This is a genomic window from Psychrosphaera aquimarina, assembly GCF_032461525.1.
In the GTDB taxonomy this organism is placed as follows: domain Bacteria; phylum Pseudomonadota; class Gammaproteobacteria; order Enterobacterales; family Alteromonadaceae; genus Psychrosphaera; species Psychrosphaera aquimarina.
Genome location: NZ_JAWCUA010000001.1, coordinates 1 through 14,546, shown reverse-complemented (window position 1 = coordinate 14,546; position 14,546 = coordinate 1). Strand labels below are relative to the sequence as shown.

Sequence of the window (14,546 nt, the reverse complement as noted above, 5' to 3'; positions counted from 1 at the left end):
ATGATTGTTTGGCAACAACTCAATGAGTTAGAAAAACAACAAGTGTTAGCAAGACCAGCCATGAGTAATAAACAAGACTTGTCGCAGGCAGTATCAACGCTTATTGAGCAAGTAAAAACCAATGGCGATGACGCTTTGTTATCTCTAACTGAAAAGTTTGATGGTATTAAACTTGACCAAGTTGCGTTATCACAAACGCAATTTGAAACATCAATTAGTTTACTTACTGACGATACAAAACAAGCAATTGAATTAGCTTACAGCAACATTTTGAAGTTTCACCAAGCACAAGTTAGCAAAGACATCGAAGTAGAAACGAGCAGCGGTGTGTTATGTCAGTTAATCACTAAACCTATAACATCAGTAGGTTTATATATACCTGGCGGCAGTGCGCCACTGCCTTCTACTGTATTGATGTTAGGTGTCCCCGCTCAAATTGCTGGTTGTAAACGAGTTGTATTATGTACGCCACCAGACACGTCTGAAAATAACTTTGGTGGTATTACGGCAGAGATATTATACGCCGCTAAATTGTGTGGCATCACTGAGATTTATCGAGTGGGTGGTGCGCAAGCGATTGCAGCTCTTGCCTACGGCACAGAATCTATAAGTGCAGTCGATAAGATATTTGGACCTGGCAACAGTTTTGTTACCGAAGCAAAACAGCAAGTCAATCAAGACCCTTATGGCGCGGTTATTGACATGCCAGCGGGTCCATCTGAAGTCTTAGTTATTGCAGATGAGTTTGCTAATCCTAGTTTTATTGCTGCTGACTTATTGTCTCAGGCTGAACATGGTCCTGACTCACAAGTGATTTTGGTATGTGATAACCAAGATGTTATTGAACAAGTACAAGTGCAATTAGAGCAACAGTTAACATTGTTGCCACGTGCTGACATTGCCAGAAAAGCCTTAGCCCACAGCCAATTAATCTTAACTGATAATTTAGCTGAGTCTGTTTTGGTCAGTAATTTATATGCGCCTGAACATTTAATTGTGCAGACAGAGCAACCTAGAGCGTTATTACCTGAATTAGATAATGCAGCATCTATATTTCTTGGTGCATATACACCTGAAAGCGCGGGTGATTATGCCAGTGGTACTAATCACGTATTACCAACGTATGGGTATTCAAAAGTACTAAGTTCACTTAATCTTGCTGACTTCAGTCGTAAGTTCACGGTGCAAGAAGTATCAAAACAAGGCATGTTAAATATTGGCCCAGCCATTATGACCTTAGCCAGTGCCGAAGGTTTAGATGCTCACAAACTTGCGGTGAAGGTCAGGTTAGATCAATTAGAAACAGAACAAGCTTCACTTAAAGAGAACAACAATGACTGATTTAGTAAATAAATTGATCAGAACGGAACTGAAAGCGTTAGTCCCTTATGAATCTGCTCGCCGTCTATTTTCAATGGCCAGTAGCAGTGAAGTGGAAACCACTTGGTTAAATGCCAATGAAAATCCATATGTGCCTAACGTTTCTATTGATCCATCAATGTATAATCGTTACCCGGACTTTCAGCCAGAGCCATTAATAAATGGTTATGCGAGTTATGCAGGTGTGTCTGCTCAACAAGTCTTAGCCACACGTGGCGCTGATGAAGGTATTGAGTTATTAATTCGTACCTTTTGTAGCTCAAACGACAACATTATTATATGTCCGCCAACTTACGGTATGTACGCCATCAGTGCTAAAACACACGGATGCGGCGTTATAGATATCCCACTGTTAGACGGTATGCAACTAGATGTTAAAGGTATCTTAGCTAATAAACAAAAAGCGAACTTAATCTTCATTTGTAGCCCTAATAACCCAACGGGTGATTTGGCCAAGAATGCGGATATCATTAATATTATCGAGTCCGTATCTGATGACTGTATTGTGGTATTAGATGAAGCCTATATTGAGTTTTGTGCAGACGCCACCAGCATGTCACTGATTAACCAATTCAATAACGTTGTGGTATTACGTACTTTGTCTAAAGCCTTTGGTTTAGCTGGATTACGTTGTGGGTTTACCTTAACCAATGACAATATCATTCAAGCATTAAAAAAGGTGATTGCGCCTTACCCTATTCCTGTGCCTGTCGCGCAAATAGCCACACAAACATTGTCAGCAGACGGTATTAAATGGATGCAAAACAAAGTTGTTGAATTAAACCAATTACGTGATGACTTCATCAAACTTGCGGCCACTTGGTCTTTTGTTGAACATGTATATCCATCACAAACTAACTTTGTATTGTTAAAGCTAAAACAGCCTTTAACGGCAAGTTCAGTTATGCAGACATTCCAGCAACAAAACGTATTATTAAGAGATCAATCCAAACAATTAATGTTGGGCAATACCGTACGAGTATCTATTGGTAACCCACAACAAATGGAACAGGTCATTTCAATATTTTCAAAGGTTGAACAAACATTATGACAACAAAACAAAAAATCTTATTTATCGATCGTGACGGCACCTTAGTAGAAGAGCCTAAAATTGATAAGCAATTGGATACCTTAGAAAAACTCGTTTTTGAACCTATGGTGATCCCAGTTCTTACTCGCTTACAAGCCAAAGGTTATAAATTAGTAATGGTCTCTAACCAAGATGGTCTTGGCACAGATGCATTCCCACAAGCGGACTTTGATGCCCCACATAACAAAATGATGGAATTGTTTGAAACCCAAGGTGTCACTTTTGATGACGTACTGATTTGTCCTCACTTTGATCACGAAAACTGCAGTTGCCGTAAACCAAACTTAGGTTTAGTAAAAGAGTACCTGCAAAAAGGGTTAATTGATTTTACCGACTCATTTGTTATTGGCGACCGTGAAACAGACATTCAACTTGCTGAAAATATGGGTATTGTTGGTATTAAATACGACCCAATTGACAACAACTGGTTGAAGATAGAACAAAGCTTTGGCAAAAAAGGCCGTACCGCCAAAGTGGTACGTACCACCTCTGAAACTGACATTAATGTATTTGTAGATTTAGATTCTACACAAAAACCGGTTATTAACACTGGCATGGGCTTTTTTGATCACATGATAGATCAAATCGCCACACACGGTGGTTTCTACCTAAACTTAACCACCAACGGCGACTTACACATTGACGATCATCACTCAGTTGAAGATACCGCTCTTGCCTTAGGTGAAGCGTTAAAACAAGCCCTTGGTGACAAACGTGGTATCGGCCGTTTTGGTTTTTCCCTGCCAATGGATGAGTGTAAAGCAGAATCAACATTAGATATTTCAGGTCGTCCATTCTTAGTATTTAATGCGGAATTCACCCAAGAACGTGTAGGTGAAATGTCGACTCAAATGGTTGAACACTTTTTCTATTCGTTAACTCAAACTATGGCTATTACTCTGCACTTAAGCACGTCTAAAGGTAATGCACATCACCAAGTAGAGAGTTTGTTTAAAGTATTTGGACGAGTTTTACGTCAAGCCATTAAAGTAGAAGGTGATGTATTACCTTCAACCAAAGGAGCGTTATAAATGCCCTTGAGTACAACTGAGATTAAAAACCAGAAAATCGTCATAATAGACACAGGCTGTGCCAATATATCTTCGGTTAAATTTGCCGTTGAACGTCTTGGTGTAAAGGTCATTGTCTCTGATGATCCAAGTGTAATACTTAGTGCTGATAAAGTTTTTTTGCCCGGCGTTGGCTCTGCCTCTTCGGCCATGAACAACATTAATCAAAAGTTATTAGTTGATACTATCCAGCAAATCACCAATCCAGTTTTGGGTATTTGTTTGGGAATGCAGTTAATGACTAAGTTCTCCCATGAAGTACCTGGTAGCCACATTGCTGACAGTGAAACTAAAAATGTAGACTGCTTGGATTTGATCCCTACCGAAATTACACGAATGGATGCCGGCGAATTAGTATTACCACACATGGGCTGGAATCAAATTAAAGTAGAAAAAAATAACCCTCTGTTTGAAGGGATTGAAGATGGTAGTTATTTTTACTTTGTCCATAGCTTTTGTGCACCTATGTCTGACTATACATTAGCAAGTTGTGAGTACGGTCAGCCCTTCTCTGCTGCTATACATAACAAAAACTTTTACGGTGTACAGTTTCATCCTGAACGTAGTGGTGAAGCAGGCTCTACCTTATTACAAAATTTCATAGAGATGTAATTCATGATCATACCTGCAATAGACTTAATTGACGGCTCAGTCGTTCGCCTTTACCAAGGTGATTATGCCCAAAAAACGGAATACAGTGTCGATCCTGTAACACTGGTAAACCAATACGCAGACGAAGGCGCACAGTGGTTACACATCGTTGATTTAACGGGCGCAAAAGACACTAGCAAACGTCAGCTTACTTTAATCAAAGCAATGGCCGACAGCAAACGTATGAAGTTCCAAGCCGGTGGCGGTGTAAGAACAGAAGACGATGTTAAACAGTTATTAGCCTCTGGTGTCAGCCGTGTGGTTATTGGTTCACTTGCGGTACAAGAACCTGAACTGGTTAAAAGTTGGATTGAAACATACGGTTCAGAAGCCATAGTGTTAGCGCTGGATATTAACATCAATCAAGACGGTAAAAAGTGCATAGCCACGCACGGTTGGCAAAAAGATTCGGGCGTTGAGCTTGAGCCTTTAGTAAACGACTTTTTAACAGTAGGTTTAAGACATGTATTGTGTACCGACATAGACAAAGACGGTACGTTACAAGGTCCAAATCAACAGCTTTATAAAGAACTCGCGGCACAATTCCCTACCATCAGCTGGCAAGCCTCTGGCGGCATAAGTTGCTTGGATGACATAGCACAGCTTAAACCATCGTTAATCGGCTCAGGAACAGATAACGCAACACCTAGTGGTGTCATATTAGGTCGCTCATTGTTAGAAGGTAAATTTACCGTATCTGAAGCACTTAACACATGGGAAGTAGCCAAAAGCGTTTAGCTTTGGCGAAAGCACTGAATTATGACTAATCTTAAACTAGTTCAGTATTCGGTGTACTTTTCCATATGACCCCAAACAACCAAATGAGTCCAAGCAGATTGTTAAATTACATCTGTGCAGTCATACTCTTTACCTTGTTTAGTAAGGTGTACGCTGCACAGGTTCCAATCTATATTCGTAATGACGTTTTTAATGACTATATAGAGTTTTTAAACGATAGAAATGTCATAAATATTGAAGACTACAGTGGCAAAAACGCAAGACGAGATGTGGCCGATATCATTATTGCACTGCAAAGCTTGCACTTAGGAGGCTTTAAACACAATTTCGATATCTCTTCAGGTAACGTCAACTTTCGAAATACCAAAATGTTACAAAGCGGTGAGTTGCTTATTAGCTTAGACAGTTATTGGCTAACCGATGCTAAAGCTATTGAGCAAGATGTATATATTTCTAGTCCGGTTATTAGACAAGGCGAATACGTTGCCGGTGTTTATACCAGCCCCAATAATGTTAAAACCTTAGCGACACAGAGATTAACTGACTTTCATAAATTAACCGGCGTTTCTACCCCAAAATGGCGTACCGATTGGGAGACCATGACCAGTCTTAATCTCGCCGAATTAATTCAAGAAGACCAGTGGATTAGTATGGCTAGATTAGTCAGCCAAGGCTGGGTTGATTTTATGTTAATGCCATTCCATCAAGATACCAAACAAGACTATAAAATATATAAAGTGCATCTTGTTCCTGTGCCTAACATTGCCATCATGCTGAATGGTTCAAGGCATTTTGTTGTGAGTAAACACCACCCTTTAGGTGAAAGCGCGATAAAAGCGCTTGAAAAAGGCATGGCAATACTGCGCCAACAAGGCAGAATAAAAAAAGCATACATACAAGCTGGCTTTTTTGTCGACACAAAGGAAGTCAACATTTTAAACAAGTAACCCACTTTAACCTCTGCCTTTAGTTATCCCCCATAATGAAAAAAACTAATAAAATCAATGCAACTAACTGAATACCTGTTTATGCTAAACGAAAAAATATTTTAGGCTTTGATGCTTAATTTTAATTTGAACTCATAATATGGGACCTGTATGAACGTACCTACTTTATTAAGAACGTCGATGTTCTTATTACTTGCTGCTTGCCTTTGCTCTTGTGCAAATACTGAAACAACACCCGTTAAAATAGAAAAGCCAATTTCTCTACAACCAGCGGATTGGAATATAACCCCATTTAGCAAACTCAGCTTTGAACAAGCGGTAAAACTAAGTCCGGAACAAGAACAGCACTTTTTAACCTTTTATAATTCAACTTATAACGAGGGCATTGCCCCTCACCAAAGACTTTATACATACCTAAGTCGCTTTGTTGATAACTTCAGTTACCAAAATACAACTTTATCATCGAACCAAGCGTTAACTGAAAAAACAGGCAATTGTATGTCACTTGCGCTCGTTACTACGTCACTGGCAAAACTTGCAGGTTTAGATATTAGTTATCAAGTTATCAATACAGCACCGGTTTATTATAAACAAGGAGAAAATGTGGTTGTTTCGCAACATATAAGAACCAAGGTTTACGCAAAAGATGAACCCATAGACGAAGATACTATTTACTTTGGACGCACTCATATAATAATTGACTACTACAAAAACCAAGTAGACTTACCCGGCAGAAAAATTGCTCATGATGAATTTGCCTCTATGTATTATGCCAATCTTGCGGCTGATGCTTATGCAAATAAAGATTTTGAATTAGCAAATGAATATTCATCTAACGCCATGTTCTTATTTCCGAGTTCGGCCGAAAACATCAATACACATGCCCTTGTACTTAGACGACTTCAAGGCCTTGATAATGCGATTAATTTATTAGATAAAAGTTATCAAAAAGGGATCACCTCATTAAATTTAATGAGCAATTATAAAAGCTTTTTACTCGCTAAAGGTGATAAAGAGAAAGCGACATTAATAAGCAATGATATTAAAAATATTACAGACGATAATCCGTATCAATGGTTAGAACTGGGTGATGAGCTTTATAAAAAAGGAAAATATAATGAGGCACTCAGTTATTTTGAAAAAGCAGAAGCACTAGCACCTTATCTAGATGAAGTGTTCTTGGCACAAGCAAAAGCAATATTTAAACAAGGAAATAATCCGCAACTGGTTAAACAAAAGCTAAATGCCGCGCTCAACGCCCCGATTAAAGTGAACGAGGTTAATTTATATCAAGCAAAACTAGCCGCATTTGAAAGCCATTAGTATTATTTAATTAGATACAAACTACAGCGTATTGGCCGTTCCAGTACGCTGTAGCCTTATTACGATTATTTTTCTAAAGCAAGCTCACGCTCGGTTTTAAACCCTAACACTTTTTTCATAATAATTGACGCTGGACAAAAACCAGTGAGACTTTGCTGAAATAAATTGGCACCAATAAACACAGTAAACCACATAAAGTTTTCATGTACGTTTACGGTTAACACAACCGACAATAACACCATAAATCCAGCAAATGCATTTAACGCTTTTTCTAAAGACATAACGATCACTCCAATATTCAAAATTAATAAACTATATGCTTTTGCATACATTAGGATTTTCTAATACACTCACTATACATTAGATTTTTCTACTTTATAAATAACTTATATTAGCGTTTTCTAAATTAATATAGTTTCTAGTTATATTGAATTAGGGATTTTTAATTGATGATTGCTAAAGATTTAAAGATTTAAAAGACGGTTAATGTAAATACGATGTATCAGCAAAACTTCGAGTCACGAGATACGAGTTAAAAAAGCTTAAAAAGCTTTAACGTGGACACCCACTACAATTTGCACGATCGGATAAGTCAATTGATTAGCAGAGAACCGCACATTCGGGATTCTTTGGATTTACAGAAAAAGTTAAGATGGTAGTCACTATTATTCGGCTTCCCAAACTTCTTATTTTTTGTTAAAAATATAAGGTAACTGTAGATATAGGGATTAAATACAATGAGAGTTACAGCTTCGTTTTTTTTCATCCTCACTCTCACTGCACTTACTTTGAGTGCATCATCAAAAAAATTAAAAGGTAACACTTTACTTTACAACTCTTGGGTCTCAAAAAAATGTGACATATCTGGAAATTTGCCTAACAAAATCATTGAAAGCACATCAAGTAATTTTAATCTTAAAAGTAAATTTACTTTTAGGTATGAAGAAAGCGTTTATTTAGTGGTCATTATTGATTGTTATAACACTCCTAAACCAGTGTATTTATTAAAAGTTCATTTTGAAATGTTTAATAAGGAAACTTCAGCAAGGGAATATGTAGGGAACGTATATGTTGATCATTCGCATAGCTATATAGAACCTGTATATTTTTATAAAAGTTAAATTAATTGAAAAGTTACGGATTGCTGTTGATGAAGCTGTAATTGACTTCCTAAAGTCAAAAAAGCCGCCTAGCTACAACGACGGTTCCGAAAAGTAACATGGACACCCACTCTAATTTGCACAATCAGATAAGTTTATTGAGTACCAGCGAACCATAGGTTCGCGCTTTTGCTTTTTGCTTTTTGCTTTTTGCTTTTTGCTTTTAAGTCTCCATCACAAAATCACTTTGTTAAATATTATTTTTTATAAAATTCGAAGCATGGATGCTGAGAAAGGATTGGTTTTCAGGGACGATTTTCCAATCCTTTTTTTATAAACAAAAATAACTATTTAATGAAGTATTCGATTTTGTTGGAAGCGGCCTTTTTCGCCTACCTTTTTTGGCTGTTGAAAAAAGGTATGGTCGCCGTCAAGGTGAAACCTTAGAGTGCATCTAAATTCGATGTATCAGAAGACCTACGAGTCACGAGATACGAGTTGCGAGTTGCGAGTAAAAAACAAAAAAGGAACCCTAAGGTTCCTTCTTCACTTAAAAACAACAACTAACAACAATCCTAACTTAATTCATTAATCGCCTGCTTAATGCGTTTAATCGATATTGGATACTTAGTCCCTATACCTTGAGCGAACAAGGAGACTCTAAGTTCTTCTATCATCCAGTAAATATCTGTAATTGCAGAAGGTACTGGTAATTCTTTTGGCAATTTATCCGTTAGCTTGTCGTATAAGTCATAAACTTTGTCTAACTCAATTTGGTTCATTCTGTCTTTGTTCGCGTCTATTTTGATTTTCTCTAGACGTTTTTCTAGCGCTAATACATAACGATATATATCTGACAGGCGGTCAATTCCACATTCACCAACAAAACCTTTATAAATAAGTGAGTCTAAATGTGCTTTTATGTACGCATTAGCTTGGATCATATCCAAACTTACCTTACCTTTTAATTGTTTGGATATTTTGTGGCCAACCAACAGGATTTTTTCAACTTGCAGTGCCGCGTCTAAAACCGTGTCGTTTAACTCTGCACGTATTTTATCTCGTAATTGGTTAAATGCGTCTTGGCTACGCGGCACAGTTTGTTCAACTTCTTTATGGATAACAGCACGAATACAATCATTAATAAGCTGATCTATTTGACCAAACGGGTTGAAGTACAACACCAATTTAGACTTATTTGGTAACTTCTGTTGTAAGTGTTTTATTGGTGATGGCAAAGTTTTAAAAATCAGCTCTATTATGCCGGACAAGTGACTGGCTTCTGCCACTTCTTGATGATCAAGCAACTCTACATTCACTTTGTTACCTGACTTCACTAAAGCTGGAAACGCTTTTATTTGATAACTCCCCTGCTTTTTCATGTAGCTTGTTGGTAAGTCACCAAAGTCCCAATCAGTTACGTCCGTTTGCTCAATATCGTCTGTTGCTACGGCTTTGATGGTGTTTTTAACTTGCTGCTGTAACGATGCTTTAACTTGTTCTAAGTCGAAACCTTGACCTATGATCTTCTCTTTATCATCCACCACCCTAAAATTAATTTTTAAATGTTTAGGTAAGTTGTCTAAGACCCAATCTTCTTTATTCAGTTTAACGCCTGTCATTCTAAATAAGGCTTCTGTGATCACGTCAATAAATGGCAGAGTATGATCATCATGTTTGTCTTTTAATCTTTGTAATAAGGCGTCAGCGTAGTTTGGCGCTGGGACAAAGTTACGCCTTAATGTTTTTGGTAATGACTTAATTAACGCCATGATCAACTCATGACGATAAGCAGGGATATGCCAATCAAATTCAACATCTGTTATTTGATTTAATAACGGTAAAGGAATACGTACCGATATACCGTCGGCAAACTCTTCACCCGGTTCAAAGTCATAATCAATCGGTAAACGTAAATTACCTTGTCGCCAATAATCAGGATACGAGATAGATGATAGCTCAGTGCCATCCGACAACATAAAGTCTTCTTTTTTGGCTTTAAGCAGCTCTTGGTCGTTGTTCTTTATCCATTTTAATAAATCGGCTTTGCTGACGATATTGGCCGGTAACTTTTTGTCATAAAACGCAATTAATTCTTCTTCATCAACTAATAAGTCTCTGCGCCTAACTTTGTTTTCAAGGCGTTGAATCTCTTCCATTAAATCATTGTTATGCGTTAAAAACGGTAACTTTTGACCTAAGTCATTAGCAACTAACGCATCACGGATAAATATTTCGCGGCTTGCAACTGGATCGATATTACCAAATACCACGCGGCGTTTAGGGACAATCACTAAACCATATAAAGTTTGTTTTTCAAACGCCTGCACTGTGCCTTGTTTGGCACTCCAATGAGGCTCAGAGTAACTTTTGTTAATAACATGTTGTGCTAGTGGCTCAACCCATTCAGGTTGAATGCGAGCTGCATAACGAGCAAACAACTTAGACGTTTCTACTAACTCAGCGGCCATTACCCACTTGGCTGACGTTTTAAATAAATGCGACCCTGGAAATATATGGAACAAACTGTTTCTTGCCCCTTCAAATCCTGGTAAACCGGGACGTTTCTCTTTACTTTTTTTATCGCCGTCTTTTATTTCTTTTGACCAATATGACTTAATAAGCCTGATAACAAGGCTTGATGTATGCCTTGGTAATCTCGCTCTATGGTAGGTATGTCATTTAATTCGTCGTCATGATTATCTTCATCGATGGCATTATTCAGTGCAATGGCTTGCGCTTTAGCCGCTTTTACATTAACCCCTAACTCAGACACACTTTGTTCAATTTGATAAACTAAATCTTGCCACTCACGAATTCGCATGTAGTTAAGGAATTCTTGTTTACATTGTTTCCTAAACTGGCTACCAGATACTTGTTTTTTCTTAGCGATTAAATAATCCCAAAGATTAAGGTAAGCCACAAAGTCCGAATCTTTGTCTTTGAATCGTTTGTGTAGTTCATCGGATTTTTGTTTAAAATCGGATGGTCTCTCTCTTGGATCTTGAATACTTAACGCCGCAACGATGACGATAATCTCATGTAAACAATTAGTATTACCTGCCGTGAAGATCATCTTAGCTAACCTTGGGTCGACAGGTATCCGACTCAAGCTTTTACCCGATGGTGTTAATTTATAACGGCTACGAGCATTTTTATCTTTATTAGGCGCAATCGCCTGTAGTTCTTCTAACAATCGAATACCGTCATTTATAAATCGACTATCTGGCTTTTGGATAAACGGAAAGTTCTCTAAATCACCTAAATTAAGCGACATCATCTGTAAAATAACAGACGCTAAATTAGTTCTTAATATTTCTGGCGCTGTAAACTCAGGACGGGATAAGAAGTCGTCTTCACTGTATAAACGGATGCATATACCCGCCTCAGTACGACCACAACGTCCTTTTCTTTGATTGGCACTGGCTTGTGATATTGCTTCAATCGGTAAACGTTGTACTTTAGATTTATAACTGTATCGAGAGATACGTGCAGTACCAGTATCTATGACGTATTTAATACCTGGCACGGTTAACGAGGTTTCTGCCACGTTGGTTGCCAATATGATTCGTCTGTTGTGGTGTGGCGCAAATATGCGGTTCTGCTCCGTTGCAGATAGTCGAGCATACAACGGCAGTATTTCAGTGTTACCAATTTTACGTTTGGATAGTGCATCCGCGGTATCTCTGATCTCACGTTCACCATTCATAAATAACAGAATATCACCGTTACTTTCGCGGCCCAATTCATCAACCGCGGCAAAGATCGCATTCATTTGATCGCTGTCATTATCTGAATTATTACGCGAATCGTCGTTTAAATATTCTGATGACATTTCATCTAAAGGTCTATAGCGCACTTCAACCGGAAAGGTTCTGCCCGTTACTTCAATAATTGGCGCACCATTAAAATGTTTACTAAAGCTTTGTGGGTCTATGGTTGCAGACGTAATAATAACTTTTAAATCTGGACGTTTGGGTAACAGCTCACGTAAATAACCCAAAATAAAATCGATGTTTAAACTGCGTTCATGGGCTTCATCTATGATGATGGTATCGTATTGATTTAAATATCTGTCGTGTTGCATTTCTGCTAACAACACACCATCAGTCATTAACTTCACATAGGTATTGTCACCCACATGATCCGAAAATCTGACTTTGTAACCAACAGCCGTGCCCATTTCACAACCGAGCTCATCACATATACGTGTTGCCACACTTCGGGCAGCTAAACGTCTAGGTTGTGTATGGCCAATCTTACCTTCAATACCTCTGCCCAACTCCATACACATTTTTGGTATTTGAGTTGTTTTACCTGAACCCGTTTCACCCGCAATGATCACCACTTGATTTTCACTAATGGCTTTTTTGATCTCTAAATGCTTTTGACTAACCGGTAATTGTTCCGGGTATTCTATCTTAGGTAAACCGTCTATTCTCTGTTGTCTAAGAGCAATAGACTTGTCTATTTCAATTTGTAATTTATCTAATGCTTTAGCTTGTTTATCAAGATCTTGAATTTTTTGAATTCGACGTAAACGACTCGATAACAAATGAAGATCTTGTTTTAACACTTGTTTAATATTTGATGTTTTAATTTCAGGCACTTTTAATTCAGACACAGTAGGTAACAAGATTGGAGTGTAATTACTTGTATTCTACCACTTTTACGCACATACAAAAAAGCCCCAAACTAGAGTAGATTGAGGCTTCAATAATATAAACGTGTTTACACAAACCGAGTACCTTGTTCATATATTGAATGTAAGTGCATATCTAATGCTTTTAGAACGTTAATACGATTGATACAACCTATGAGTCGGTTATCATCATCAACCACAGGATACGTTTTCGGTTTAGTGCCAGACATTTCATCCGCTAACTCTAAAATACTCTCATATGGCTTTTTGGTTAGTACGTCCGTTTTCATTACGTCAGCGACATTTTTTGAAGATTCACCGCTATGGTAAGAAGAGGACAACATAGCTTTGATGCAATCTTGTTCGGAAATAAACCCTATAATATTACGATTAATGTCAATTACTGGCCCACCTGTGGTTTGGGACTGCAGTAAGCGTTCAACGGCTTCTACTACGCTTTCTGAGCCTTTAAAAAAGACCGGTCGGTGATTCATATAGTCTTCGATTTTTAGTGATTCCATCCAATTCCCCTGCAGTTATTCTTTTTATTTGGATTTTTTAAAGGTTACTCAATACAACGTTATTTCTATTCTGGTATATCAACAAGATGAATACCTTAATAGTCTTCTAATTCAATGATATGAATAATGTTGAAGTGATGAATATCCCTTACTGTAAGACTAGAAGTAAAATCCTAACTTTGCCTTGTTTTTATTAAACTTTTTTCAATTAATTAAATCTTCACTTCAAAATGAATTCGCTTAATCTGAAACATTTGAATTACAACTAAGTTGTCTTAGATCAAGTAATAAAAATAACGAAGGTTTATGCTATCAATATCACTAATAACCAAATTACTGAACTATGATGCACCAAGAGATATATCAATTAATGAAGTATAAACGCGACGAACTCAGTGCACGTCTAACCAATATACAGCAGGATTTTTGTGCAGAATCCCCAGTAGACGATGTACTTTTCACGGTTGCTCATCAAACCAAGATTGAATTGCATGAAGTTAAAAAAATAATTGATGAAATAGAACACGGTAGTTTTGGGTATTGTCAGACATGTAAGTTGCCTATAGAAGCGGAATCATTAAGCAAAAACCCTTTTGAAACGAGCTGTAATAAATGTAAATCTGCTAACTAATGCCTTTAGTGCTGTAAATTTGGGCTTTTGTTAAACTATCTCCAGAATCACTTTGACATAACCGACTGTAACCCTTTAAAGTCATGTACTTTGTATATTTTGCAGACCTAAACATCATGACTGATCCTTCATCTACTTTATATTGGTACGACTTCGAATCTTGGGGGACAAGCCCTAAAAAAGACAAACCATCACAATTTGCGGGGATAAGAACCGACTTAGACCTAAATATAATTGGTGAACCTTTAGTAGAATATTGTCAGATCCCTAACGATTATATACCTCATCCTGAAGCTGCATTAGTCACAGGTATTACACCGCAAAAAACACTGCAAGAAGGCTTAATAGAGCCTGAGTTTATTAAACGAATTCATCAAGAGATCAGTAAAGCTAATACAACCTGTGTTGGGTATAACAATGTTCGCTTTGACGATGAAATGATACGTTACACTC

At 37.6% G+C, this 14,546-nt stretch carries 11 protein-coding genes and 1 pseudogene; 9 read left to right on the top strand and 3 right to left on the bottom strand.

Annotated elements, in window-relative coordinates; translation table 11 throughout:
- From hisD to RT723_RS00030, 7 genes are all read left to right on the top strand, one after another.
- Positions 1–1,341, top strand: coding sequence for a histidinol dehydrogenase (hisD, locus tag RT723_RS00060; protein WP_315945412.1), 1,341 nt, complete (start codon positions 1–3; stop codon positions 1,339–1,341).
- Positions 1,334–2,431, top strand: coding sequence for a histidinol-phosphate transaminase (gene hisC / locus RT723_RS00055; RefSeq protein WP_315945411.1), 1,098 nt, complete (start codon positions 1,334–1,336; stop codon positions 2,429–2,431). Before hisD ends, hisC begins: the two co-directional genes overlap by 8 nt.
- Entirely contained in the window at positions 2,428–3,501 is a 1,074-nt protein-coding gene (gene hisB, locus RT723_RS00050) for a bifunctional histidinol-phosphatase/imidazoleglycerol-phosphate dehydratase HisB (protein ID WP_315945410.1), read from the top strand. The genes hisC and hisB overlap by 4 nt, the downstream gene beginning before the upstream one ends.
- The gene (hisH, locus tag RT723_RS00045; RefSeq protein WP_315945409.1) at positions 3,502–4,152 is read left to right on the top strand and encodes an imidazole glycerol phosphate synthase subunit HisH; all 651 of its coding nucleotides are present in this window, start codon (positions 3,502–3,504) and stop codon (positions 4,150–4,152) included.
- A gap of 3 nt (positions 4,153–4,155) precedes the next feature.
- On the top strand, positions 4,156–4,929 hold the full coding sequence (gene hisA / locus RT723_RS00040) for a 1-(5-phosphoribosyl)-5-[(5-phosphoribosylamino)methylideneamino]imidazole-4-carboxamide isomerase (protein WP_315945408.1): 774 nt from the start codon (positions 4,156–4,158) through the stop codon (positions 4,927–4,929).
- A 65-nt stretch (positions 4,930–4,994) separates the two neighbouring features.
- Complete coding sequence (locus tag RT723_RS00035; protein WP_315945407.1) at positions 4,995–5,876, top strand: hypothetical protein; 882 nt, start codon at positions 4,995–4,997, stop codon at positions 5,874–5,876.
- A gap of 150 nt (positions 5,877–6,026) precedes the next feature.
- Positions 6,027–7,199, top strand: coding sequence for a tetratricopeptide repeat protein (locus RT723_RS00030; protein WP_315945406.1), 1,173 nt, complete (start codon positions 6,027–6,029; stop codon positions 7,197–7,199).
- A gap of 65 nt (positions 7,200–7,264) precedes the next feature.
- Here the strand turns inward: RT723_RS00030 and RT723_RS00025 are convergent, their stop codons facing one another.
- From RT723_RS00025 to RT723_RS00015, 3 genes and pseudogenes are all read right to left on the bottom strand, one after another.
- Positions 7,265–7,480, bottom strand: a complete 216-nt coding sequence (locus tag RT723_RS00025; RefSeq protein WP_315945405.1) for a YgaP family membrane protein — start codon at positions 7,478–7,480, stop codon at positions 7,265–7,267.
- 1,394 nt (positions 7,481–8,874) lie between these two features.
- Positions 8,875–12,908, bottom strand: a pseudogene (gene hrpA / locus RT723_RS00020) (ATP-dependent RNA helicase HrpA).
- A gap of 122 nt (positions 12,909–13,030) precedes the next feature.
- The gene (locus RT723_RS00015; protein WP_315945404.1) at positions 13,031–13,462 is read right to left on the bottom strand and encodes a CBS domain-containing protein; all 432 of its coding nucleotides are present in this window, start codon (positions 13,460–13,462) and stop codon (positions 13,031–13,033) included.
- A gap of 370 nt (positions 13,463–13,832) precedes the next feature.
- Here RT723_RS00015 and RT723_RS00010 point away from each other — a divergent pair, with 370 nt between their 5' ends.
- Together RT723_RS00010 and RT723_RS00005 are read left to right on the top strand one after the other, a co-directional pair.
- The gene (locus RT723_RS00010) at positions 13,833–14,093 is read left to right on the top strand and encodes a hypothetical protein (RefSeq protein WP_216055467.1); all 261 of its coding nucleotides are present in this window, start codon (positions 13,833–13,835) and stop codon (positions 14,091–14,093) included.
- A gap of 116 nt (positions 14,094–14,209) precedes the next feature.
- Positions 14,210–14,546, top strand: a 337-nt coding sequence (locus RT723_RS00005) for an exonuclease domain-containing protein (RefSeq protein ID WP_315945403.1), incomplete at its 3' end; no start/stop codon positions are given.

What these genes read in the sequence shown, in the direction of transcription:
- hisA (WP_315945408.1), top strand. Translation starts at nt 4,156, where the DNA reads ATGATCATACCTGCAATAGACTTAATTGACGGCTCAGTCGTTCGCCTT.
- hisC (WP_315945411.1), top strand. Translation starts at nt 1,334, where the DNA reads ATGACTGATTTAGTAAATAAATTGATCAGAACGGAACTGAAAGCGTTA.
- hisB (WP_315945410.1), top strand. Translation starts at nt 2,428, where the DNA reads ATGACAACAAAACAAAAAATCTTATTTATCGATCGTGACGGCACCTTA.
- RT723_RS00015 (WP_315945404.1), bottom strand. Translation starts at nt 13,462, where the DNA reads ATGGAATCACTAAAAATCGAAGACTATATGAATCACCGACCGGTCTTT.
- RT723_RS00035 (WP_315945407.1), top strand. Translation starts at nt 4,995, where the DNA reads ATGACCCCAAACAACCAAATGAGTCCAAGCAGATTGTTAAATTACATC.
- hisD (WP_315945412.1), top strand. Translation starts at nt 1, where the DNA reads ATGATTGTTTGGCAACAACTCAATGAGTTAGAAAAACAACAAGTGTTA.
- RT723_RS00030 (WP_315945406.1), top strand. Translation starts at nt 6,027, where the DNA reads ATGAACGTACCTACTTTATTAAGAACGTCGATGTTCTTATTACTTGCT.
- RT723_RS00025 (WP_315945405.1), bottom strand. Translation starts at nt 7,480, where the DNA reads ATGTCTTTAGAAAAAGCGTTAAATGCATTTGCTGGATTTATGGTGTTA.
- RT723_RS00010 (WP_216055467.1), top strand. Translation starts at nt 13,833, where the DNA reads ATGAAGTATAAACGCGACGAACTCAGTGCACGTCTAACCAATATACAG.
- hisH (WP_315945409.1), top strand. Translation starts at nt 3,502, where the DNA reads ATGCCCTTGAGTACAACTGAGATTAAAAACCAGAAAATCGTCATAATA.